The organism is Streptomyces sp. NPDC002640 (assembly GCF_053592575.1).
This window is the reverse complement of record NZ_JBSFVZ010000011.1, coordinates 242,538-264,338: the sequence shown is the minus strand read 5'-3', so window position 1 is coordinate 264,338 and position 21,801 is coordinate 242,538. Positions and strand designations below refer to the sequence as shown.

Below are 21,801 nucleotides of genomic sequence, written 5' to 3'. Positions count from 1 at the left end.
GATCGCCCGCGCGGAGCTGGACGGAGACGCGGTGCCCGACGGGCCGCTCACCGTGACCTCCGGCGCGCTCGACAGCATCGAACGGGTCCGGGCCGGGGCCGGGTCCGCAGGACGGGGTGGCCCGGGTACGGGCCGGGCCGGGACCGGGGTCGGAGTCGGCCGAGGGCGCTCATGCCTCCTCCCCTGTCTGGGCGGGGCGTGGGTCTGCCGGGGCGATGAGGTGGGCCTGGGCCGGGCTGGACGGCCACCGTGCGGCCCTGTGTCGGGGCGGCCTCGCGCGGGCGGCCCCGGCTACGGCGGACGCGGGGGCGTGAGGGGGTCAGAGGTGGGCGCGGTGGCGTTCCTCGCGGCGGACGGCCCGGCGGCGGAGGAAGCGGCGGATGCGGGAGGCGAGGAACAGCAGCGCCACCAGTCCGGCGAGCAGCAACGCGGCGGCCACGATCGCCGCGGCGACCGGATGGAAGATCGCCAGGGTCACCACCCCGGCCACGCCGAGGTCCTCGGCCACGCTCACCAGGACGTTGCTGAACGGCTCGGGCGAGCTGTTGACCGCTATCCGCGTACCGGCTTTGACCAGATGACTGACGAGCGCGGTGGAACCGCCGAGCGCCCCGGCCGCCAGGTCGGGGAGCGACCCGCTCTGCCCGGCGAGCAGCGCGCCCACCACCGCCCCGGAGACCGGCCGCACCACGGTGTGGACGGCGTCCCACGCCGAGTCCAGGTACGGGATCTTGTCGGCCACCGCCTCGCAGAGGAAGAGCGCACCGGCCGCGACCAGGACGTCGGTGCGCTGCAGCGCCTCGGGCACCTCGTCGGTCAGTCCGGCCGCGCCGAAGAGGCCGAGCAGGAGGACGACGGCGTAGGCGTTGATCCCGCTGGCCCAGCCACTGGTGAACACCAGGGGAAGTACGGACACGTCCGTGATGGTAGACGCGTCCCGGGCCCGCCGTCTGAGTACGCGTACTCATACGGCGGGTTGAGTATCCGAGCGGATGGGCCCCATCCGGCCGGCCCGGCAGAGTACTGCCACGGGGGAGAGGGGCACCGCGCCACCGGTACCGCCGGCACGGGGCGGCGGAACCGGTGCGCGTGCCCACCCACGGTCCCCCGCAGTCCCCGGCGGACCTCCGCGGTCCCCGGCCGTCCCGCGGCGGCGCCGCTCAGCGGCAGCCGGCCACCCGCCCCTGCAGCAGCAGCGAGAGCGCGCCGTGCACGTCGTCCAGCGACCGCTCCGGCTGGAACGCCAGCCAGTCCAGCGCCGCGACCAGGACCATGCCCACCAGCGCCGCCGCCGTCAGCGAGACGTCGATCTCGTCGCTGAACTCCCCGGCCTCGACGCCCTCCCGCAGCACCGCCTCGACCACCGCGACGGCCTCCTGCCGGACCACCATCAGCGTTTCCTGCCAGGCCCGGTTGGTGCGCCACAGTTCGGCGACGTAGAGCTGGGTGAAGGCGGGGTAGCGGTGGATGAAGACCAGGCCGGCCCGGATCATCGCGTCGAGGGCGTCCACCCGGCTGCCGCCGCTCGCCGTGGTCTCCTCGGCGGCCGCGCGCAGCGAGGCGGTGAGGAGTCCGACGCCGTGGCGGAGCAGCTCCTCGAAGAGCACGGACTTGCTGGCGAAGTTGTAGTAGACGGTGCCCTTGGCGACCCCGGCCCGCTCGGCGATCTCGTCCACCGTGGTGGCGGAGAACCCCTGCTCGGCGATGAGGGTCACGGCCGCCTCGTAGAGCTTCTGCTTGGTGGCGGCGCGGCGGCCGGTGCTGCTCTTCATGCCGACGATTGTCACAGACTCAGCTCCGGACGCAGTCGGCCGAAGTCCCACACCTGCTTGCGCCGGGCCGCGACCGTGGTCAGCGCGAGGGCGCCCGCGGTGTAGGCGAGGAGCACGGCGCAGGCCACGAGCACGGGGGCGGTGTCGCCGCCGGTGATCAGGCGGCGCAACGCCGTGACCACGTGACTCATCGGCAGGTACGGGTGGATCGCCGAGAAGAAGCCGGGGCTGGTCTCCACCGGGTAGGTGCCGCCCGCCGAGGTCAGCTGGAGCATCAGCAGGGCGAGCACCAGGATCCGCCCGGCCGCGCCGAAGCGGGCGTTGAGCCACTGCACGATCGCCGTGAAGCAGAGGGTCACCAGCAGCAGGAAGCCCACGGTGGCGGTGGCCCGGGCCATGTGGAGCCCGATCCCCCAGTGCAGGACCGACATCAGCGCGGTCACCTGGAGCACGCCGAGCGCGGCGACCGGCAGCCAGCCGGCCACGGCGATCCGCCACCCCGGCGCGCCGGCCGCCAGCGCCCGGCGGTTGAGGGGCTGGATCAGCATGTAGGCGACCATCGCGCCGACCCACAGGGCGAGCGGGATGAAGTACGGCGCGAAGGCGGTGCCGTAGTTGGCGGCCTGGTGGAGCGGGGAGTCGGCCAGCCGGACGGGGTCGGCCATCACTTCGGTGCGCCGGTCGCGGTCGGCCTCGTCGAGGTCGGGGATCTTCTCGGCGCCCTGGTGGAGGCCGCCGGCGAGTTCGCCGGAGCCGTCGACCAGACGGTAGATGCCGCCGTCGAGGTTCTCGGCGCCGGTTTCGAGGGCGCCCACGCCCTGGTCGAGGTCCTCGGCGCCGGAGCGGGCGTTGCCGAGGCCGGTGCGGAGGTCCTTCGCGCCGGCGGCGACCTTCTTGGCGCCCTCGTTCAGCGCGTTGACCTTCTCGACGGCGTCGTCCAGGTCCTCGGTGAGGTGCGGGGCGCGCTCGGCGAGGGCGTCGGCCTGCTTCTCCAGGTCGGCGAGGTTCTTGTCGAGCCCGGAGAGGTCGCCGTTCTGGCCGGCGATCAGCCGGTCGACGTCGGCGGCGACCGCGGCCACGTCCGCGGCGGCGTCCTTGGCCTTCTTCAGGTCGGGGCAGGCCGGGTCGGGCAGTGGGGAGTCCTCGCAGCGGGTGCGGTGGATTCCGTCCAGGGTCTCGGCGGCCGCGGCGGAGGCGCGGGCCGCCTCGGGGGCGGTCGTCGCGAGGGTGCCGAGGTTGGCGCGGACGGCGGCGGCCGAGTCGGCGACCAGCCGGGCGGTGTCGGCGATGGTCCGCTCGTTCTTCTCGAGGAACGGGCGGACGGTGTCCGCGACGCCGTTGACCGTGCCGGCCAGCTTCTCGGTGCCGTCGGCCACCTGGCGGGAGCCGGTGGCGAGGTCGCCGGCGCCGGAGTGGAGGCGGCGGAGGCCCTTGGACAGGTCCTCGCTGCCGGTCCGCGCCTCGCCGAGGCCGCCGGCCAGGTCCTCGGAGCCCTTCTTCGCCTTCTCGATGCCCCCGGCCAGGTCGTCGGCGCCGGTGGCGGCCTTCTCGGTGGCCTCGTGGATGTCGGAGAACGAGACGAAGATCCGGTCCAGGAAGGTGCGGGTCGCCTTGTCGGCGGCGGCGGTGCGGACCTCCGCGAAGACGCTCCGGGAGATCTGGCCGACGATGTAGTTGTTGGCGTCGTCGGTGCGCACCTCCAGGGCGCCGGCCCGCGGGTCGTCCGTGGCGCCGGAGGCGATGCGTTCGCTGAAGTCGGCGGGGACGGTGAGCGACAGGTAGTAGGCGCCGCTGCGCACCCCCTCGCGGGCCTCCGCGGGGCTCACCTCGTGCCAGTCGAACACGCCGCTGTCGTGCAGCCCTTCGGCGATGTCGTCGCCCGCCGTCAGCCGCTCCCCCTCGGCGGTGGCGCCGCGGTCCTGGTTGACCAGGGCGACGGGGACGCGGTCCAGGTTCCCGTAGGGGTCCCAGAAGGACCACAGGTACAGCGCGCCGTACAGCAACGGCAGCAGCACCATGGAGACCAGTGCGGCCCGGGTCAGCCTGCCCCGGCCGAACCGCCGCAGCTCAAGCGCGGCCAGTCGCGGCGTGCGCATCCGCCCCCTCCTCCCCGTCCCGACCCTCACGGGCCCGCTCTGTGTCCGTCTCCTGCTCGGCTGCCGTCTCCTGCTCGACGGCCTGGTCGTGCTCGGTGGCCTGGTCCTGCTCGGTGGCCTGGTCCTGTGCGGCGCGCTTGTCCTGCGCGGCGCCCTTGTCCTGCTCGGTCCGCCCGGCTTCGGCCTGCCCGCCCCGCCTGCTCCGCCCCGCCTCGGCCTGCCCGGTCTCTTCGACCCGCTCGGCGGGCTTGCTCGGCCCGGCCTCGGCGGGCCCGGCCTCGGCCTGCCCGGTCCTGTCGGCCACAGCGGGCCGCGCGGACCTCTTGCTCAGCCCGAGCTTGGTCCGCCCGACCTGCCCGGCCTTCTCGGCCTGCCCGGTCTGCCCGGTGGCCTCGGCCTTCTCGATCCGCTCGCCCTGCTGCGTCTGTCGGGTCGGCTCAGCCTGCTCGGCCTGGTCCCCGCCCGGCCCAGGGCGACCGCCCTCGCCCTCGGCCGCGTCGCACACCCCGGTGCGGACCACCACGTCCGCCTCCGGCAGAACCTCGCGGCACGCGGCGAGGACGGTGACGCCCCGTGCGGCAAGGGCGGAGAGCATCGCCGTCGCCGCCGCGCGCTCGGGGGCGGAAAGGCCCAGGTCGGCGTCGTCCACGGCCACCACGGCGGGGCGGTCCGGCCGCCCCAGCAGGGCGAGGGCCACCGACAGCCGCAGCTCCTGCGCCCGTGAGAGGTCCCGCACCGCCGTGCGGCCGCCCTTCGGCAGGTCGGCCAGGTCGAGGCCTACGTCCTCCAGCGCGCCCCGTACCCGCGCCGCGTCCTCCGCGGCCCGCGCCCGCGGCGATCGCAGCAGCCCGCGGAGCAGATCGGCCGCCGGACCCCCGTACCGGCGGCCGACCAGGACCCGCTCGCGCAGGTGCTCCGCGACCGTCAGGGCCGGGTCGAGGTCCGTGACCCCCGGCACGTTGGCCACGCCGGTCACCCGGCGGACCTCCGCCATCCGCTGCGGCAGCGCGCGTCCCGCCACCTCCGCCGTGCCCTCGGTGGGCCGCATCCGCCCGGTGAGGGCCAGCAGCAGCGCCGTCCGCCCGGACCCGGAGGGACCGGTGACGGCCACCAGGGCCCCCGGATCCGCCTCGAAGGTCACTCCGCGGAAGGCCCAGCCCCGGGGCCCCTTCACCCCGAGCCCCCGGGCGGCGACGCCCGTGGCGGGCGGTGGCCCGTCCCCCTGCCGGCTCACACGCATGCACCTCAGCTCTTTGCACTGACTGGTCAGTGCAAAAACTAGCCTGAACCACCCCCGAGGACAAAACCGCAGGTCAGCCCGATTGTCAGTGCCGCAGCGCAGGATGGGACCAGACAGGACAGATGCTGTCGTACGACGACAGGAGGTTCGTCATGACCCATCCGGTGGTCCGCCGGGCGTCCGCACCGCCCGCCGGTCTCGACCTGCTCGCCCGCGCCCGGACGGGCCTGGACCGCGCCCTGCTCCTGACCACGCCCAACGAGCGCTACGCCGCCGCCCACCTGGCGGCGCTCCGCGGGGCCGCCGCCGTCCTCGCGGTCCGCGCCGACCCGCTGCCCGAGCCGCGCCGTCGCCGCCGGACGCCGATACGCAGTGCCTGGGAGGTGCTGGCCCAAGCGGCACCCGAGCTGAGGGAGTGGGCGGCGTTCTTCGCGTCCGGGGCCGACCGCCGGGCCCGCGCCGAGGCCGATCTTCCGCACGCCGTCTCGGCGCGGGAGGCGGACGACCTGATACGCGACGTGGCCGTCTTCCTCCGCCTCGTGGAGCGGGCGACCGGGCTGACCGGCGGGGACGCCCATTAGGGTGGGGTCATTCGCCGGCCCGCCCCCGCTCCCGGGGCCGGGCGGCCACCGATCGCCCCGCCGAGGAGTCACCGCCGTGTCGGACCCGATGCGCCCCCGCGCTTCTCTCCGTACCGCCGTGGTCTGGGAGGTCCTGAAGGACGCCCTGGACCGCCACGCCAAGACCGGCGACGGCCGGCCGCTGGACGTCCTCGACACCGGCGGCGGCAGCGGCAACTTCGCCGTGCCCGTCGCCGCGCTGGGACACCGGGTCACGGTCGTCGACCCCAGCCCCGACGCCCTCTTCGCCCTGGAGCGCCGCGCCGCCGAGGCCGGTGTGGCCGACCGGGTGAGGGGAGTCCAGGGGGACGTCCACGGCCTGTTCGACGTGGTGGACCGCGCCGCCTACGACGCGGTGCTCTGCCACGGCGTGCTGGAGTACGTGGAGGACCCCGCGGAGGGCCTGCGCAACACGGCGGCCGCCCTGCGCCCCGGCGGGCTGCTCAGCCTGCTGGCGGCGGGCCTGGGCGGCGCGGTGCTCTCCCGGACCCTCGCCGGCCACTTCGAGGAGGCCAAGCGCGCCCTGGAGGACCCGGACGGACGCTGGGGCGACGGCGACCCGGTCCCGCACCGCTTCACCGTCGACCGGCTGACCTCGCTGGTCGAGGGCAGCGGCCTGCGGGTCGGCGCGGTGCACGGCGTGCGGGTCTTCTCGGACCTGGTGCCCGGGGTCCTGGTGGACACCGAGCCCGGCGCCCGGGAGGCCCTGCTGCGCCTGGAGGCGGCGGTGGCCTCGCTGGAGTCCTTCCACGCGGTCGCCACCCAGCTCCACGTGCTCGCCGAGGCGTCCGGATCCTGACGTCCGGTGCCCGCCCTGCGGTGCGCGGCCCCGGTGCCGACCGGCGCCCCCGCCGTGATCAGCGGCGCGGCGTCGGACGGGATGGACCGTGAGCCCTGCCGACCGGCCGAAAGCCCCGTATGATCGGTGGCAGACCGCCGGGCATGACGGGCGGGCCCGCGGGGAATGACAGTTTCACGGGGTCCGGCCGAGCATGACCGGAACCGGTTGCCAAATGGCGTAGAGGGGCGGGTTTCACGGGGGCGATTCCCTGCCTATCCTGGAGGGGACCCCCGGTCGCCCCGGCGACTGCACGATGAGGAGGACTCCCGTGCCGCTCTCGGAGCACGAGCAGCGCATGCTCGAGCAGATGGAGCGAGCGCTGTACGCCGAAGATCCCAAGTTCGCGACAGCGCTTGAGGGAAGCGGGCTGCGCACGTACACCCGGCGACGGGTCTACCAGGCGGTCGCGGGCTTCCTCGTAGGTATCGCGCTCCTCATGACCGGAATGGTCGCCCAGCAGATCTGGATCGGCGTGGTGGGCTTCCTGGTGATGCTGGGCTGCGCCGTGCTGGCCGTGACCGGCTGGCGCAAGGGCCCCAAGCCGGGCGAGCAGCCGACCGCCGCCGACGCTCCGGGCGCTCCCGGGGCCGCCGCGACGGCGCGCAAGAGGTCCGTGATGGATCGCATCGAGCAGCGCTGGCAGCGCCGCCGGGACGATCAGCAGGACCGGTAGCCATCAGCTTCCGAGGGGCGCCCGCACAGCCGGGCGCCCCTCTTGGCATGCCCGACGGCACGGGGACCGCGGGCATCGGAGCCGCGGGCACCCGGGCCGCCCTTACCTCTGCCGTTCCTTCCAGCCAGGCGCCCGTGCCCGTGCCCTGCCCGTCGGAATGTGCCGGTCCGGGCGGTCATAGACTCACGCACCATGGGACGGGTTGCAGTGATCGGCGCCGGAATGGGCGCCATGGCGGCCGCCGCGCGTCTGGCCGTGGCCGGCCACCGCGTGACGGTGTACGAGCGGACGGAAAGCTACGGAGGCGCGCTGCGCCGCCGTGAGCGGGACGGCTTCGCCTTCGACACCGGCCCGGGTCTCCTCCCCCTGCCTGCCGTGTACCGCGACCTCTTCGTCAAGACCGGCAAGGAGCCGCTGGAGGAGTGCGTCGAACTGGTCCAGACGGACCCGTCGGCCCGCCACCTCTTCCCCGACGGCACCCGGGTGGATCTGCCCAACGCCTCCCGGGCCGGCGTGGTGGCCGCGCTGGAGGAGGGCCTGGGCCGGGGCGCGGGGCAGCGCTGGGGCGACTTCCTGGTGCGCGGCCGGGAGGCGTGGGACCGAACCCGCCGCCCGCTGCTGGAGGAGCCGCTGTGGCCGAACTGGGACGTGCTGGCCGGGCGTGAGCCGTACCCGGCCGTTCCGCACCGCCGCCTGCTGCGGACCCGGCAGGCCGCCACCCTCGCCCAGGTGGGCGAGTGGGAGCTGGGCGATCCCCGGCTGGCGCGGCTGCTGGAGAGCCACGCTCTGGCCTACGGGCTGAACCCACGCACGGCTCCGGCGAGCGCGGCGGTGCTGCCGTACATGGAGCACGCCTTCGGCGTCTGGTACGTCCGCGGGGGTCTGCGCGAGCTGGCCCGCGCGGTGCACGAGCGCTGCGTGGCCCGGCGGGTGGAGTTCCGCTTCGGGGCGGAGGTGGTGCGCGTGGTGGAGAAGGACGGCCGGGCGGCGGGCGTGGAGCTCGCGGACGGCACGGTCGAGGAGGCGGACCAGGTGGTGCTGGGCGTGCGCCCGGGCCTCGTGGACCACGCGCGCGAGACTCCGTCGGAGGGCGAGGTTCCGCCGCGTCCGGCCGACGAGCCCGTGCCGGGCCGGCTCACGGTGCTGCTGGCGCTGCGGGGCCCGCGGGACGCGGACGCGGTGCACCGCACCGTGGTCCACTCCCCCGACCGGGACGCCGAGCTGGACGCCCTGTTCGGCAGGCTCCCGGCCGACCGGCGGGGCGGCGTCACTCCGACGGTCACCGTCCTGCGCCCCGACGACCCGGCGCTGCGGCCGGACGGCAACCACGAGTCCGCGGTGCTGACCGCGACGGTGCCGGCCGGCCTCGGGTCCGCGAAGGCCGAGCGGTCTGCCGAGCGGTCTGCGGAGGGGTCTGCGGAGCAACTGGCCGAGCGGTCTGCGGAGGGACCGGCGGAGGGACCGGCCGAACGGTTGGCGGAACTGATGCTGACGGCCGCGGAGGCCGCCGTTCCGGGGCTGCGGGAGCGGCTGCTGTGGCACGAGGTCCGCACGCCCGCGGACACCCGGCGCGAGACCGGCACCGAGGGCGTCCCGGCCCCCGCGCTGGCCGGGGGCGGGGCGGCACTCCTGCACCCGGGCAACGCCACGCGTCTGCCCGGCCTGTACCGGGTGGGCGGCTGGTCCCACCCCGGCGGCGGCCTCCCGCACGCGGGGATGTCCGGCGCGCTGGTCGCGGGCCTCGTCGTCGAGGGCCCGGACTTCCGCGGCTCTCAGTGAGCGGCACCTGAAGGCTGCACCTGAAAGCTTCGCGAGGCACCCAACCGCCCGCACCGGCAGACGAACGAGGCCCGGCCCCCCGGCGAGGGGGGACCGGGCCTCGGCGTCGGCTCAGTACCGGTACTGCTCGTCGTACCCGTAGGGATAGGGCTGCTGCTGCGGCTGCGGCGGCTGCTGCTGCTCCGTCCCGTACGGGTCGTCCGCCCCGCGCTGCTGCGGGACCCAGACGCCGCCGGGCGGCGTGGTGTCGCCGTAGCCGCCGTAGGCGGAGGCGTCGTACCCGGTCTGCTGCCCGTAGCCCTGCTGCTGGCCGCCGTACGTACCGTCGTAGCCGTACTGGCCCGTCTGGTCGCCCTGCGTGGCGTAGGGGTCCGCGTAGGCCTGGTACTGCTGCTGGTCGTAGCCGGTGCCGGCGTAGGTGTCGTAGGAGCCGTAGCCCTGCTGGCCCTCCGCTCCGGCGGGCGTGGCGGCGGGGTACCCGCCGGTGTCGTAGCCGGAGTTGTCGTAGACGCCGTAGGAGCCGGTGTCGTCCGGCATCGGCTGCGGCTGGTACGCCGCGGCGGCCTCCGCCGCGCCCTGGTACGCGTCCGGGGCGGTCACGGCCTGCTCGTCGTCACGACGACCGTCCCGCTCGTCCCGCTCGTCCCGCTCGTCCAGCGCGTCCAGCGCGTCGGGCTCGTCCCGCTCACGGCGCTCTCCGCGCCCGCCGCGGTCGTCGCCCTCGTACTCCTCCCAGTCGTCGTCCGCCCCGGCACGACGGCGGGCGGCGGGCAGGGCCCAGCCCTGCGAGAAGCCGCTGCGGAACGACAGCGTGACGAAGGTCTGTCCCACCGCGAACGCCACCGCGCCCAGGCCGATGACGGCGACCGAGGCGAAGAGCACGCCGATCACCACACCAAGGAAGCCGACGAACGCGAGGACACGCCACCGCAGTTTCGCCTTGTACTGCAGCAGCACCTCGCCCAGCAGCCACAGCGCGACGATGCCGAACGCGATGTAGAGGACCGTCCAGCCCATGTAACGCCCCTCTCCCTGGGACCGGGCAGTCTGACGGACTCAGACGCTTCCGGTCCAGCCCTGCACTGGGTGGTGCAGGCCCAGGTTCTCGTAGATCTCCAGTGTGGCCGTGGAGTTGTTGAGCGTGATGAAGTGCAGCCCGGGCACACCCTCGGACAGCAGCCGCGCACAGAACTCCGTGGCGAAGTCGATTCCCAGGGAGCGTACAGCGGCCGGATCGTCTTTGGCTGTGAGGATCCGCTCTTTCAGCCCGGTGGGAATCACGGCGTTGCTCAGAGTGGGCAGCCGCTCCAGCATCCGGACGCTGGTGATGGGCAGCACCTCGGGGATGATCGGCGTCTCGCACCCGGCGGCCGCCGCCTTGTCACGGAACCGCAGGTAGGACTCGGGTTGGAAGAACATCTGGGTGATGGCGTAGTCGGCCCCGGCACGGCACTTGTCGGTGAAGTGCCGGACCTCCGAGTCCCAGTCCGGGGAACGCGGATGGAGCTCCGGGAAGGCCGCCACACCCACACAGAAATCTCCCGACTCCTTGATGAGTTCGACGAGTTCGGCGGCGTAGTTGAGGCCCTGGGGGTGTGCGACCCACTCCCCCATCGGGTCGCCGGGCGGATCGCCGCGCAGCGCCAGCATGTTGCGGATGCCGGCGTCGGCGTACTGCCCGATGATGTTGCGCAGTTCGGACACGGAGTGGTCCACGGCCGTCAGGTGGGCGACCGGGGTCAGGGTGGTGTCGGAGACGATCTGCTCGGTCTCCTTGACCGTGCCCGCGCGCGTCGAGCCGCCGGCGCCGTAGGTCACCGAGACGAAGTCCGGGGTCACCGCCTCGACCCGCCGGAGCGCGTTCCACAGGTTCCGCTCGCCCTTCTCCGTCTTGGGCGCGGAGAACTCGAACGAGACGGTCTGCCGCCCCGCGGCGAGCATGTCACGCACGGTGCGCGCGCGGTCCGTGCGGGTGGATGCGGTTCCTAGGGCCATGGTTCGCAGACTAGCCAGGTCGTGGCCCCGCTCCAAAAGACTGTCCGCTCCCCGGACAGCCGCGTCTGAGGCGTGACCTGCGCGAACCCCTGCCGCGACCTGCGCGGGAGCGCCGAGCCGGGCCTGGACCGACCCTGCGGCCTCCCCACCCGGTGGACCGTGCTCAGTGTCCGCGCAGCCGCTCGGAGAACGCCTTGGCGGCGGCCGCCGGGTCGTCGGCCTCGGTGATCGCCCGGACCACCACCACGCGGCGGGCTCCGGCTTCCAGCACCTCGTCGAGGTTGCCGAGGTCGACGCCGCCGATGGCGAACCAGGGGCGCTCCACCTCCAGTGCGGCGACGTGGCGGACCACGTCGAGCCCGGCGGCGGGGCGGCCCGGCTTGGTGGGCGTGGGCCAGCAGGGGCCGACGCAGAAGTAGTCCACGCCCTCCTGGGCGGCGGCGGCCTCGGCCTGCGCCACCGAGTGGGTGGAGCGGCCGATCAGCACGTCGGGGCCGAGGATCGCCCGGGCGGCGGGCACCGGGAGGTCTCCCTGGCCCAGGTGGAGCACGTCCGCCCCGGCCGCGTGCGCCACGTCGGCCCGGTCGTTGACGGCGAGCAGCTTGCCGTGGCGGGCGCATGCCTCGGCCAGGGTCCGCAGGTGCTCGAGCTCCTCGGCGGCCTCCAGGCCCTTGTCGCGGAGCTGGACGATGTCCACTCCCGCGCCCAGCACGGCGTCCAGGAAGGCGGCGAGGTCACCGCGGTCGCGGCGGGCGTCGGTGCACAGGTAGAGCCGGGCGTCGGCGAGCCGGGCGCGGGCGTCGGAGGCGGCGGCGGTGGTGGCGGCCTGGGTCACGGACATGGTGCGGTTCCCCCCGGAAGCGTGAAGCGTGGAAACGTCGGACATGAGGCCCTGGGCGTGAGGCCCTGGGCATGAGCGGTCGGGCGTGAGGCCCTGGGCATGAGCGGTCGGGCTTGAGGCCCTGGGCGTGAGGCGTCGGGCATGAGGCCCTGGACGGCACCCGGCGGGTGCGTGGGCCGGGCGCGGCGCGTGGTGGTGACATGGGACGGCCGCCCCGCTCGTGGGGGCGGCCGCCGGTGGTGGTGCGTCGGCTCAGACGGCGAGCGCCTGGGCGCGGCGCTTCACCTCCGTGCCTCGGTTCTCGCTGAGGGCCTGCGCGGGCGTGCCCGGCAGGGACTCGTCAGGGGTGAAGAGCCACTCCAGCATCTCTTCGTCGGTGAAGCCGTCGTCCCGCAGCAGCGTCAGCAGGCCGGTGAGGCCCTTGACCACCTTGTCCCCGTCGATGAAGGCGGCGGGGACGTGCAGCGCGCGGTTCTCACCCCGGCGCACGGCGATCAGCTGGCCTTCCTTCACCAGCTGCCGCACGCGCGTCACCTCCACGTCGAGCTTCTCGGCGATGTCGGGGAGGGTGAGCCACTCGGGAACGAGAGCATCGGTCTTCGCGTCAATCTCGGTCACGGGACCAAGCGTGCCATCAAGGACCGGGAGGGGGAAGTCGGGCCCCCCGCGCTGTGGTCCTTCCGGGCGTCTCAACGGGCGGCGGACGCCTTCAGCGGGCGGGCGGGGTCACGGATCAGGTCCGGGTCGACGAGCGCCCCGGAGGCGATGAGCCGGCGGCCCTGGGCCAGGTCGCGGGGGCGGCCCACGGCGAGCAGGGCGACCAGGCGGCCCTCGCGCAGCCAGCACACGCTCCACGCCGGGTCGGCGGGCTCGCCGCGCCACAGCAGCGTGTCGGCGCCGGCGTGGTGCCCGGCGTACTGCACGAAGCGTCCGAACTGCTCGGACCAGAAGTACGGCACCGGGTCGTAGGGGGCCGCCGCGGTCTCGCCGAGGATGCCCTCGGCGACCGTCCCGGCGCCCTGGAGCGCGTTGTCCCAGTGGTGGACGAGGAGCCGCTCGCCGTACCGGGCGGAGGGGAAGGAGGCGCAGTCGCCGACCGCGTACACGTCCGGGGCGGAGGCCCGCAGCCGCTCGTCGGCCAGCACCTCGCCGTGCGGTCCGAGCTCCACCGCTCCGGCCAGCCACCGCGTGGAGGGCCGGGCGCCGATGCCGACGACCACCGCGTCCGCCTCGAGCCGCGTGCCGTCGGCGAGCAGGACCGCGCCGGGCTCGACGCGGTCGACGCGGGCCCCGGTGAGCAGGGTGGCGCCGCTCTCGGCGTACCAGGCGCCCATCGGCCGGGCGACCTCCTCGGGGAGCGCTCCGGAGAGCGGCCGTCCGGCGGCCTCCACCACGGTCACCGGGCAGCCGGCGTCCCGGGCGGCGGTGGTGAACTCGGCGCCGATCCAGCCCGCGCCGGCCACCACCACGGACTCCTTGCGCTCCAGCACGGGCCGCAGCCGCCGGGCGTCGTCGAGGTCGTGCAGCACGTGCACGCCCGCGGAGTCCTCGGTGCCGGGCAGCCGGACCGGGTGGGCGCCGGTGGCGGCCACCATCACGTCGTAGCCGACGGGTCCCCGGGAGGTGTCGATCTCCTTGTCGGCGGTGCGCACCCCGGTGACCGCGCAGTCGAGCCACAGATCGATGCCGAGGGCCGTGAAGTCGACGTCGAAGGCGGCCGCGCGGTCGGCGTCGGCCTGGCCCAGCAGCACCGCCTTGGACAGCGGCGGCCGGTCGTACGGCGGGTGCGGTTCCGCGCCGATCAGCGTCACCGTGCCGTCGAAGCCCCGCTCCCGCAGCGCCACCGCCGTCCGGACACCGGCCATGCCGGCCCCGGCGATCACCACGCGCCGTACGGCCCGTCCCCGCGTCTGCTCGTTCACGCCCTCGCTCACTCCCTCACCTTAGACATCCCGAGCGCCGGAGACACCGGAGCGCCGGGGTCACGGACGGATCTCCTCCACGACACTGGTCCCGCTGCCCGGCCGGGACTCCCACTCCCAGGTCTCCTCGAGCCGGATCCGCCCGTCGGGCAGCTCGACGACCCGCGAGACGCAGTGTCCGGAGGCGGTCGCGCCGTCGCGGGTCAGCTGGACGTAGCGGAAGTCCACCCGGTCGTCCTCCCGGGTGCCGACCAGGTACCCGCGGGTGATGTCGCCACCCTGATAGGTGGCCCACACCTCGCCGTCGCGCTCGTGGTAGCGGAAGCGGGTCGCGGATCCGACCTGTCCGGGCGCCTGGTCGGAGACGGGGGCCATCAGCAGGCCGTCGAGGGAGGCGGAGCGGGTCACGGGGTGACTCCCTTTCAGCGTCGTGGAGCAGCGGTTAGGGTGGCGACGGTAAGGCACTCGCGGGAGCCCGGACGCACCGGGCTGAGAGGGAGGCTGGCGGCCTCCGACCGTAGGAACCTGATCCGGGTCATTCCGGCGAAGGGAGGAGCGGGACGCCATGACGTCCGACGTACTGGTGGTGGGTGGCGGGATCATCGGCCTGGTGACCGCCTGGCGGGCCGCGCTGGACGGCGCGGCGACCGCCGTGGTGGATCCGGAGCCGGGCGGCGGTGCGGCCCGGGTGGCCGCCGGGATGCTGGCCGCGGTCACCGAACACCACCACGGGGAGCAGGAGTTGCTCGCCCTCAACCTGGAGTCCGCGCGTCGCTGGCCCGCGTTCGCCGCCGAGCTGGCGGAGGCGTCCGGCATGGACGTCGGCTACCGGGCGTGCGGCACCCTCGCCGTCGCCCTGGACGCCGACGACCGCGCGGAGCTCCGTGAACTCGCCGAGTTGCACCGGGCGCACGGGCTGAGCTCGGAGTGGCTGACCGGCCGGGAGTGCCGCCGTCTGGAGCCGATGCTGGCGCCCGGGGTGCGGGGCGGGCTGCGGGTGGACGGCGACCATCAGGCCGACCCGCGCCTGCTGGCCACGGCGCTGCTGCGGGCCTGCGAGCGGGCCGGGGTGGTGGTCCACCGGCGGCGCGCCGTGCGGCTGGAGGTCACCGGCGGCCGGGCGGCCGGCGTGGTGACGGAGGACGGCACCGTGCTGCCCGCCGGGCGCGTGGTGCTGGCCGGCGGGAGCCGCAGCGGGGAACTGGACGGGGTGCCCGAGGAGGTGCGGCCCCCGGTCCGGCCGGTGAAGGGACAGGTGGTGCGGCTGGCCGTGCCGCCGGTGTACGCGCCGTTCCTGTCCCGCACGGTGCGGGCCGTGGTGCGCGGCAGCTCGGTGTACCTGGTGCCGCGGGAGAACGGGGAGCTGGTGGTGGGGGCGACCAGCGAGGAGCTGGGCTTCGACACCACGGTGACCGCGGGCGGCGTGTACACGCTGCTGCGGGACGCCCGTGAACTGCTGCCCGGCATCACCGAACTGCCGCTGACCGAGACCCTGGCGGGGCTCCGCCCGGGCACGCCGGACAACGCACCGCTGCTCGGCCCGACCACGCTGGACGGCCTGCTGCTGGCCACCGGCCACTACCGCAACGGCGTGCTGCTCACCCCCGTCAGCGGCGACCTGATGGCGGAGACCCTGGCCACCGGGACGCTGCCGGAACGGGCCCGTGCCTTCGCGGCGAACCGTTTCGCCGCGAAGGCCCGCGGCGGGGTGGCCCGCGCCGAGGTGGCGGTCGGCGAGGCGACCCGCGCCGGGGCAGCCGTCGGCGACGCGGCACACGCCCGGGTGGCCGTCGGCGAGGCGGCACACGCCGAGGCAGCCGTAGGCGAGGCGGCACCCGTCGAGGCAGCCGTCGGCGAGGCGGCACACGCCAGGGCGGCCCGCGGCGACGCGGCCGTCGGCGAAGCGACCATCGGCGAGGAGGCCGTGGCATGAGCGCGCCCATCACCGTCCGGGTCAACGGCGCCCCCCGCGAGCTGGCCGCCGGAACCGCGCTGGATACCGTCGTGGCCCTGCTGACCCCGTCCCGCTCGGGCGTGGCGGCGGCGGTCAACGAGACCGTGGTCCCCCGCGACCGGTGGGCGGGCACCCCGCTCGCCGACGGCGACCGGGTCGAGATCCTCACCGCCGTCCAGGGAGGCTGACGTGGAACCGAACGCACACCGCGCACAGGGCGGCCAGGACGACGACGTGCTGGTCCTGGGCGACCTGAAGCTGACCTCCCGCCTGATCATGGGCACCGGCGGCGCGACCGGCCTGGACGTGCTGGAACGCGCCCTGGTCGCCTCCGGCACCGAGCTGACCACGGTGGCCATGCGCCGCGTGGACCCGAGGAGCCACGGCTCGGTCCTCTCCGTCCTGCAACGGCTGGGCATCCAGCTGCTCCCCAACACGGCCGGCTGCTTCACCGCCGGCGAGGCCGTACTGACCGCCCGCCTGGCCCGTGAGGCGCTCGGCACCTCGCTGGTGAAGCTGGAGGTGGTGGCCGACGAGCGCACCCTCCTCCCGGACGCGGTGGAACTCCTCGACGCCGCCGAGACCCTGGTCGACGACGGTTTCACGGTCCTCCCGTACACCAACGACGACCCGGTCCTGGCCCGGCGCCTCGAGGACGTCGGGTGCGCGGCGGTGATGCCGCTGGGCTCCCCGATCGGCTCCGGCATGGGCATCCGCAACCCGCACAACTTCGAGCTGATGGTGGAGTCCGTCGGCGTCCCGGTGATCCTGGACGCGGGCGCGGGCACCGCCTCCGACGTGAGCTTCGCCATGGAGCTGGGCTGCGCGGGTGTGATGCTCGCCTCGGCGGTGACCAGGGCTCGGGACCCGGAGCGGATGGCGCTGGCGATGCGGCACGGCGTCGAGGCGGGCCGCCTCGCGCGCCTGGCCGGGCGCATTCCGCAGCGCCGTTTCGCCCACGCCTCCTCCCCCACGGAGGGCCTGGCCGAGCTCGATCCGGAGCGCCCGGCGTTCTGAGGGGGCGCGCGGCGGGGCGCGAGGGGGCGCCCGCTTCCGGCGGGCGACTCCGGCCCCGCCCCACCCCTCGTAGACTCGCCCCGTGGACACGACCCTTCAGGACCCGCTCCTCGGCCGCCTGCTCGACGGCCGCTACCGGGTCGACGCGCGGATCGCGGTCGGCGGTATGGCGACCGTCTACCGCGCGCTGGACACCCGCCTCGACCGCGTGCTCGCGCTCAAGGTGATGCACCCGTCGCTGGCGCAGGACGCCGCCTTCGTCGAGCGGTTCATCCGCGAGGCGCGGTCGGTGGCGCGGCTGGCCCACCCGAACGTGGTGCAGGTCTTCGACCAGGGCGCCGACGAGGGGTACGTCTACCTGGCCATGGAGTACGTCGCCGGCTGCACGCTGCGCGACGTCCTGCGCGAGCGCGGGGCGCTGCAGCCGCGGGCCGCGCTGGACATCCTGGAGCCGGTCCTGGCCGCCCTCGGCGCCGCCCACCGGGCGGGGTTCGTCCACCGCGACATGAAGCCCGAGAACGTCCTCATAGGGGACGACGGCCGGGTGAAGGTCGCCGACTTCGGCCTGGTCAGGGCGGTCGACACGGTCACCGACTCCACCGGCTCGGTCCTGGGCACGGTCTCCTACCTCGCCCCCGAGCAGATCGAACGCGGCATCGCCGACCCCCGCGTCGACGTCTACGCCTGCGGTGTCGTCCTGTACGAGATGCTGACCGGCGAGAAGCCGCACCGCGGCGACTCCCCCGCCCAGGTCCTCTACCGGCACCTCAACGAGGACGTTCCGGCGCCCTCGGCCTCCGTGCCGGGGCTGGCGGGTCCGCTGGACGAGCTGGTCGCCGTGGCCGCCGCCCGTGCCGCCGCGGACCGTCCGTCCACGGCCGCGGAACTGCTGGCCCGCGTACGCGCGGCCCGTGCGGCGCTGTCCGCCGACGAGCTGGACGCGGTGCCGCCGCTGGCCCGTGCCGGTGAGCACGACCGTTCCGAGGACCGCACCTCGGTGCTCTCCGGGCCGATGGTCCGTACGCTGCCGGTCGGCGACGACGAGCCCACCACGGTGGTCTCCGCCCCCGCGACGGAGCACACCGCACGGCTCGGCGCCGAGGGCCTGCCGCCTTCCCCTTCCTCCCGTTCCTCCCGTTCCTCCCGGCGCGGTCCGGCCCGGCCGGGGCCGCTCACCCTGGTCCTGGGCCTGCTCCTCCTCGTCGGCCTGGGCGGCGGCATCTGGTACATCAACTCCGGCCAGTTCACCGAGGTCCCCCCGCTGCTCGCCAAGACCGAGTCCCAGGCCCGTGACCGGCTGTCGGACGCCGGTCTGGAGGTCGGCGACGTCTCCCGCCGCTTCAGCGACACGGTGGAGCGCGGCACGGTGATCTCCACCGACCCCGGTGTCGGGGAGCGGGTGCGCGGCGGGGACGCGGTGTCCCTGGTCATCTCCTCGGGACCCGAGGTGGTGAAGATCCCCTCCGTCGAGGGTCGCCCCCTGAACCAGGCCCGCGAGGCACTGGAGGACCAGGGCCTCAAGCCGGGCATGGTGACGCGCGCGTTCAGCGAGAGCGTTCCGCAGGGCTCCGTGATCGGCACCGACCCGGCGGCGGGCACCGAGCGGCGGGCCGGCACGGCCGTCGCCCTGGTCGTCAGCAAGGGCGCACCGGTCGACGTCCCCGACGTCACGGGCACCGAACTCGACGAGGCGCGCGCGGAACTCCAGGCCGCGGGCCTCAAGGTCCGCATCGACCCGCAGGAGATCCACTCCCAGCACGAACGCGGCCAGGTCGCCCAGCAGTCCCCCCGCCCCGGGGAACGGGCCGGCGAGGGCGACACGATCACCCTCACCCTCTCCAAGGGCCCCGAGATGATCGAGGTCCCCGACGTCACCGGCCGGTCCGTCGACGAGGCGACGGCGACGCTGGAGGCGGCCGGCTTCGAGGTCGACGAGGACCGCGGCCTCCTCGGCATCTTCCGCGACACCGTGAAGTCCCAGTCCCCCTCCGCCGGCGACAAGGCCCCGAAGGGCTCGACGATCACCATCAGGATCCGCTAGCCCTGGGAAAGCGCTCGTAACGGTGCCGACGAGGACGACGGGATGCTGCGATGGCCGGCCAGCGTCGTGCCGGTACGCGTCTGCTGCGGCGAGATGTGGACCCTGGCCACCTATGGCTCCGGCGTAGATGCGCCGCCAGGACACCGGCCTGCCCGCGCTGGCTGGCGCCGCTGACCATGCCCTGGCCCCTTTCTTCCTCGGCGTAGGAGTCGGCGGAAGCTGCGCCCCGTACCCGCGGCATGCCCTTCAGCCCATCACGCTTGCACCCACCTCACCGAGACATCTGGTACAGGACATGTACCATCAACGCATGGCACTGAAGCGCACGAACGTCTATGCCGAGGACAGCGATCTGGAGCTGATCAAGGAGGCCGCCGCCCGGGTGGGGAAGCCCGAGGCCGAGATAATCCGTGAGGGCATCCACCGCATCGCTCTCGCCTACCGGGTATGGGAAGAGCCGTTCGTCACCGACGAGGAGACCTACGACCTCGGCGGCCCAGTCACTGCGGAGGAGATCCGAGACGCAGTGGTCCGCGGTCACGAGTCCCGGGAGCGGCGAAACACGGAGGACCAGGCGTGATCGCCGTCGCCGACACCTCCGGGCTGCTGACGCTCTTCAACCGCTCTGATCCCGCCCACCTGGCCACCAGGAAGGCGGTCGACGAATGCGCCCTGCTCGTCGCCACTCCCCTGGCTCTCACCGAGGTGCATCAGGTGGCTACCAGCCGCGCGGGCCGGAAGGCGGCGGACGGCATCCTCCGCTCCCTGACCGCCCGGACCCGTCAGCTTCGCCTGGTCCTCGTCCCACCCACCGCCGACATGCTCGACGCCGCACTGGCGATCCGTGCCCGGTACTCGGCACTGGACCTCGACCTCGTGGACGCCGTCAACGTCGCCCTGGCTGCCGAATACGACACGGACGCCATCGTCACCCGCGACATCCGTGATTTCCGAACCGTCCGACCGTTGAGCGGCCGGTACACCCACTTCCGCGTCCTCCCCGACGACCTTTGAAGCCCTTTCGAAGATGGCGCACGTGGCGGCATATGCGGGCGTCCGCGCGTCGCACACCGCAAGCCACCCAGCGGTAGCGCAGCGCCCACCGGACCCCCGGCGGTGCGCGGAACGGCCGGCATGAAGGCGCGTCTCAAGACCGCCCGACTGACGGGCACCCGGGCCACGACTACCTTGATGACGCTGATGATTGCAGCTCGCCCCCCAGGTGATCACCGAAGCAGAGGTCGGCCACAAGGCATGGGGCGGCCGCTGGAGTGCGGCGCCCGCCGTGGCACCCTTGACAGGTGAAGTTCGCGCAGCGCAACCCCGTCGGGGGCCACGTCCCGGTGGCCGGGGGCCTCAGCAGTGTCGGTCTGGCGTACGCCAGGGAGCTGGCGGCCGAGACCGTGCAGGTCTTCGTCGCCAACCCCCGGGGCTGGGCCACCCCCACCGGCAACCCCGCCCAGGACGAGGCGTTCCGCGCCGCCTGCGCGGAGGAGTCGATACCCGCCTACGTCCACGCCCCGTACCTGATCAACTTCGGGTCGCACACCGAGGCCACCGTGGAGCGGTCGGTGGAGTCGCTGCGGCACTCGCTGCGGCGGGGGCGGGAGATCGGGGCGCTCGGCGTCGTCGTGCACACCGGCAGCGCGACCGGGGGCCGGCACCGTTCCGTGGCCCTCCAGCAGGTGCGGGAGTACATGCTGCCGCTGCTGGACGAGCTGACGCACGAGGACGACCCGTTCCTGCTGATCGAGTCGACGGCCGGCCAGGGCTTCTCCCTCTGCTCGCGCGCCGAGGACTTCGGGCCGTACTTCGAGGCGCTGGACGCCCACCCGAAGCTGGGGATCTGCCTGGACACCTGCCACATCTTCGCCGCCGGGCACGACCTGACCGGCCCGCACGGCATGCGGCAGACGCTGGACGAGCTGGTGGCGACGGTCGGCCCGGGCCGGCTCAAGCTGATCCACGCCAACGACTCCAAGGACGTCGTCGGGGCGCACAAGGACCGGCACGCCAACATCGGCGAGGGGCACATCGGCGAGGACCCGTTCGGGGAGCTGCTGCGGCACCCGGCGACCGAGGGCGTGCCGCTGGTGATCGAGACGCCGGGCGGCAAGGAGGGGCACGCGGCCGACGTGGAGCGCCTCAAGAAGCTGCGGGAACAGCGGCAGCCGTAAAGGAGCCGAGCCCTACAGGTCCGGGCCTACAGGTCCGGGCCCTACAGGTCCGGGCCCTCGCCCGGGGTCTCCTGGTAGGAGTAGCGCTGTTCGCGCCAGGGGTCGCCGATGTTGTGGTAGCCCCGTTCCTCCCAGAAGCCGCGCCGGTCGGTGGTCATGTACTCGACGGCGCGGACCCATTTGGGGCCCTTCCACGCGTACAGGTGCGGCACGACCAGCCGGAGCGGGAAGCCGTGTTCGGCGGTGAGGAGTTCGCCGTCCTTGTGGGTGGCGAAGATGGTGTTCTCCGCGGCGAAGTCCGACAGCCGCATGTTGGAGCTGAAGCCGTACTCGGCCCACACCATCACATGGGTGACGTCGGGGGCCGGCGGCGCGGCCTCCAGGACGACGCGGGCGGGCACGCCGCTCCACTCGGCGCCGAGCATGCTGAACCGGGTCACGCAGTGCAGGTCGGCGACGACCGTGGAGCGCGGGAGGGCGCCGAACTCGGCGTGGTTCCAGGAGCGCTTGCCGCCGTCGGCGGTGGCGCCGAAGACCTGGAACTCCCACCGCTCCGGCCGGAACCGCGGCACCGGCCCGTAGTGGGTGACCGGCCAGCCGCGCTGCAGGCGCTGCCCCGGGGGAAGTCCCGGCTGTGCCGCTTCCCCGGACGCGTGTTCCTCCGGCTGACCCATGCGTCCATCCTGACAGACCCGTTCCGGGCCGGAGGAACCGCCTCGGCCGACAGGGGGCCAAAAGGGAACAAGTCGGGTAAGTGTGCACTTACTGGACGTGGCGACGCCTGGTTGCGATCATGCGGGCGCAGCAGTCGCACGAGCAGAGTCGCACGAGCA

At 74.2% G+C, this 21,801-nt stretch carries 20 protein-coding genes, 2 pseudogenes and 1 riboswitch; of the genes and pseudogenes, 11 read left to right on the top strand and 11 right to left on the bottom strand.

Going from position 1 to position 21,801, the window contains the following annotated elements; all coding sequences use genetic code 11:
- Positions 1–319: 319 nt before the first annotated feature.
- The 4 genes from ACWD3O_RS17390 to ACWD3O_RS17375 form a co-directional block, all read right to left on the bottom strand.
- A complete protein-coding gene (locus ACWD3O_RS17390; protein ID WP_451416430.1) occupies positions 320–916 on the bottom strand; it encodes a DUF4126 domain-containing protein in 597 nt (198 codons plus the stop codon).
- Between the two features lie 244 nt (positions 917–1,160).
- Positions 1,161–1,772 carry a TetR/AcrR family transcriptional regulator gene (locus ACWD3O_RS17385; RefSeq protein ID WP_451413536.1) on the bottom strand — a complete coding sequence of 204 codons (612 nt, stop codon included), beginning with the start codon at positions 1,770–1,772 and terminating at the stop codon, positions 1,161–1,163.
- Between the two features lie 11 nt (positions 1,773–1,783).
- Positions 1,784–3,868 carry a YhgE/Pip family protein gene (locus ACWD3O_RS17380; protein WP_451416429.1) on the bottom strand — a complete coding sequence of 695 codons (2,085 nt, stop codon included), beginning with the start codon at positions 3,866–3,868 and terminating at the stop codon, positions 1,784–1,786.
- A complete protein-coding gene (locus ACWD3O_RS17375; RefSeq protein WP_451416428.1) occupies positions 3,840–5,108 on the bottom strand; it encodes an ATP-binding cassette domain-containing protein in 1,269 nt (422 codons plus the stop codon). Before ACWD3O_RS17375 ends, ACWD3O_RS17380 begins: the two co-directional genes overlap by 29 nt.
- Before the next feature lie 122 nt (positions 5,109–5,230).
- On the opposite strand from ACWD3O_RS17375, the pseudogene ACWD3O_RS17370 reads away from it, so the two are divergent.
- From ACWD3O_RS17370 to ACWD3O_RS17355, 4 genes and pseudogenes are all read left to right on the top strand, one after another.
- Positions 5,231–5,656: pseudogene (locus tag ACWD3O_RS17370) on the top strand (SAV_6107 family HEPN domain-containing protein); the annotation flags it as partial.
- Positions 5,657–5,765: 109 nt separating this feature from the next.
- Positions 5,766–6,527 carry a class I SAM-dependent methyltransferase gene (locus ACWD3O_RS17365; RefSeq protein ID WP_451413539.1) on the top strand — a complete coding sequence of 254 codons (762 nt, stop codon included), beginning with the start codon at positions 5,766–5,768 and terminating at the stop codon, positions 6,525–6,527.
- 310 nt (positions 6,528–6,837) lie between these two features.
- A complete protein-coding gene (locus tag ACWD3O_RS17360) occupies positions 6,838–7,242 on the top strand; it encodes a DUF3040 domain-containing protein (protein WP_451416427.1) in 405 nt (134 codons plus the stop codon).
- Positions 7,243–7,434: 192 nt separating this feature from the next.
- Complete coding sequence (locus ACWD3O_RS17355; RefSeq protein WP_451416426.1) at positions 7,435–9,021, top strand: phytoene desaturase family protein; 1,587 nt, start codon at positions 7,435–7,437, stop codon at positions 9,019–9,021.
- A gap of 111 nt (positions 9,022–9,132) precedes the next feature.
- Here ACWD3O_RS17355 and ACWD3O_RS17350 read toward each other — a convergent pair whose 3' ends face one another.
- The 6 genes from ACWD3O_RS17350 to ACWD3O_RS17325 all read right to left on the bottom strand — a co-directional run bounded on the left by ACWD3O_RS17350 (position 9,133) and on the right by ACWD3O_RS17325 (position 14,154).
- Positions 9,133–10,038: a hypothetical protein gene (locus tag ACWD3O_RS17350; protein ID WP_451416425.1), complete on the bottom strand. Its 906-nt coding sequence runs from the start codon at positions 10,036–10,038 to the stop codon at positions 9,133–9,135.
- A gap of 39 nt (positions 10,039–10,077) precedes the next feature.
- Complete coding sequence (metF, locus tag ACWD3O_RS17345) at positions 10,078–11,016, bottom strand: methylenetetrahydrofolate reductase [NAD(P)H] (protein ID WP_451413542.1); 939 nt, start codon at positions 11,014–11,016, stop codon at positions 10,078–10,080.
- A gap of 163 nt (positions 11,017–11,179) precedes the next feature.
- Positions 11,180–11,857 (bottom strand): thiamine phosphate synthase, encoded by a 678-nt coding sequence (gene thiE / locus ACWD3O_RS17340; protein WP_451413543.1) that lies wholly within the window; start codon positions 11,855–11,857, stop codon positions 11,180–11,182.
- Between the two features lie 252 nt (positions 11,858–12,109).
- Positions 12,110–12,475, bottom strand: coding sequence for an Rv2175c family DNA-binding protein (locus ACWD3O_RS17335; protein ID WP_356130789.1), 366 nt, complete (start codon positions 12,473–12,475; stop codon positions 12,110–12,112).
- Positions 12,476–12,546: 71 nt separating this feature from the next.
- Entirely contained in the window at positions 12,547–13,779 is a 1,233-nt protein-coding gene (locus ACWD3O_RS17330) for an NAD(P)/FAD-dependent oxidoreductase (protein ID WP_451413544.1), read from the bottom strand.
- 60 nt (positions 13,780–13,839) lie between these two features.
- Entirely contained in the window at positions 13,840–14,154 is a 315-nt protein-coding gene (locus tag ACWD3O_RS17325; protein WP_361139326.1) for a hypothetical protein, read from the bottom strand.
- Positions 14,155–14,236: 82 nt separating this feature from the next.
- Positions 14,237–14,349: riboswitch (TPP riboswitch) on the top strand.
- Between ACWD3O_RS17325 and thiO the strand changes: the two are divergent.
- The 7 genes and pseudogenes from thiO to ACWD3O_RS17290 all read left to right on the top strand — a co-directional run.
- Positions 14,345–15,478: pseudogene (gene thiO / locus ACWD3O_RS17320) on the top strand (glycine oxidase ThiO); the annotation flags it as partial. (Overlaps the previous riboswitch by 5 nt.)
- Before the next feature lie 230 nt (positions 15,479–15,708).
- Complete coding sequence (gene thiS, locus ACWD3O_RS17315; RefSeq protein ID WP_451413546.1) at positions 15,709–15,921, top strand: sulfur carrier protein ThiS; 213 nt, start codon at positions 15,709–15,711, stop codon at positions 15,919–15,921.
- Between the two features lies 1 nt (position 15,922).
- Positions 15,923–16,750, top strand: a complete 828-nt coding sequence (locus tag ACWD3O_RS17310; RefSeq protein WP_451413547.1) for a thiazole synthase — start codon at positions 15,923–15,925, stop codon at positions 16,748–16,750.
- Positions 16,751–16,832: 82 nt separating this feature from the next.
- Entirely contained in the window at positions 16,833–18,791 is a 1,959-nt protein-coding gene (gene pknB, locus ACWD3O_RS17305) for a Stk1 family PASTA domain-containing Ser/Thr kinase (protein WP_451416424.1), read from the top strand.
- A gap of 310 nt (positions 18,792–19,101) precedes the next feature.
- Positions 19,102–19,371 carry a hypothetical protein gene (locus ACWD3O_RS17300; protein ID WP_451416423.1) on the top strand — a complete coding sequence of 90 codons (270 nt, stop codon included), beginning with the start codon at positions 19,102–19,104 and terminating at the stop codon, positions 19,369–19,371.
- Positions 19,368–19,805: a type II toxin-antitoxin system VapC family toxin gene (locus tag ACWD3O_RS17295; protein ID WP_451413550.1), complete on the top strand. Its 438-nt coding sequence runs from the start codon at positions 19,368–19,370 to the stop codon at positions 19,803–19,805. The genes ACWD3O_RS17300 and ACWD3O_RS17295 overlap by 4 nt, the downstream gene beginning before the upstream one ends.
- A gap of 287 nt (positions 19,806–20,092) precedes the next feature.
- On the top strand, positions 20,093–20,968 hold the full coding sequence (locus tag ACWD3O_RS17290; protein ID WP_451416422.1) for a deoxyribonuclease IV: 876 nt from the start codon (positions 20,093–20,095) through the stop codon (positions 20,966–20,968).
- Between the two features lie 41 nt (positions 20,969–21,009).
- On the opposite strand, the gene ACWD3O_RS17285 is transcribed toward ACWD3O_RS17290, so the two are convergent.
- A complete protein-coding gene (locus ACWD3O_RS17285) occupies positions 21,010–21,642 on the bottom strand; it encodes a sulfite oxidase-like oxidoreductase (protein WP_451413552.1) in 633 nt (210 codons plus the stop codon).
- Positions 21,643–21,801: the final 159 nt, after the last annotated feature.

Excerpts from the sequence above, each read along its gene's own strand:
- ACWD3O_RS17385 (WP_451413536.1), bottom strand. The coding sequence starts at position 1,772 with ATGAAGAGCAGCACCGGCCGCCGCGCCGCCACCAAGCAGAAGCTCTAC.
- ACWD3O_RS17380 (WP_451416429.1), bottom strand. The coding sequence starts at position 3,868 with ATGCGCACGCCGCGACTGGCCGCGCTTGAGCTGCGGCGGTTCGGCCGG.
- ACWD3O_RS17375 (WP_451416428.1), bottom strand. The coding sequence starts at position 5,108 with ATGCGTGTGAGCCGGCAGGGGGACGGGCCACCGCCCGCCACGGGCGTC.
- ACWD3O_RS17355 (WP_451416426.1), top strand. The coding sequence starts at position 7,435 with ATGGGACGGGTTGCAGTGATCGGCGCCGGAATGGGCGCCATGGCGGCC.
- ACWD3O_RS17350 (WP_451416425.1), bottom strand. The coding sequence starts at position 10,038 with ATGGGCTGGACGGTCCTCTACATCGCGTTCGGCATCGTCGCGCTGTGG.
- metF (WP_451413542.1), bottom strand. The coding sequence starts at position 11,016 with ATGGCCCTAGGAACCGCATCCACCCGCACGGACCGCGCGCGCACCGTG.
- thiE (WP_451413543.1), bottom strand. The coding sequence starts at position 11,857 with ATGTCCGTGACCCAGGCCGCCACCACCGCCGCCGCCTCCGACGCCCGC.
- ACWD3O_RS17325 (WP_361139326.1), bottom strand. The coding sequence starts at position 14,154 with ATGGCCCCCGTCTCCGACCAGGCGCCCGGACAGGTCGGATCCGCGACC.
- thiS (WP_451413546.1), top strand. The coding sequence starts at position 15,709 with ATGAGCGCGCCCATCACCGTCCGGGTCAACGGCGCCCCCCGCGAGCTG.
- ACWD3O_RS17300 (WP_451416423.1), top strand. The coding sequence starts at position 19,102 with ATGGCACTGAAGCGCACGAACGTCTATGCCGAGGACAGCGATCTGGAG.
- ACWD3O_RS17285 (WP_451413552.1), bottom strand. The coding sequence starts at position 21,642 with ATGGGTCAGCCGGAGGAACACGCGTCCGGGGAAGCGGCACAGCCGGGA.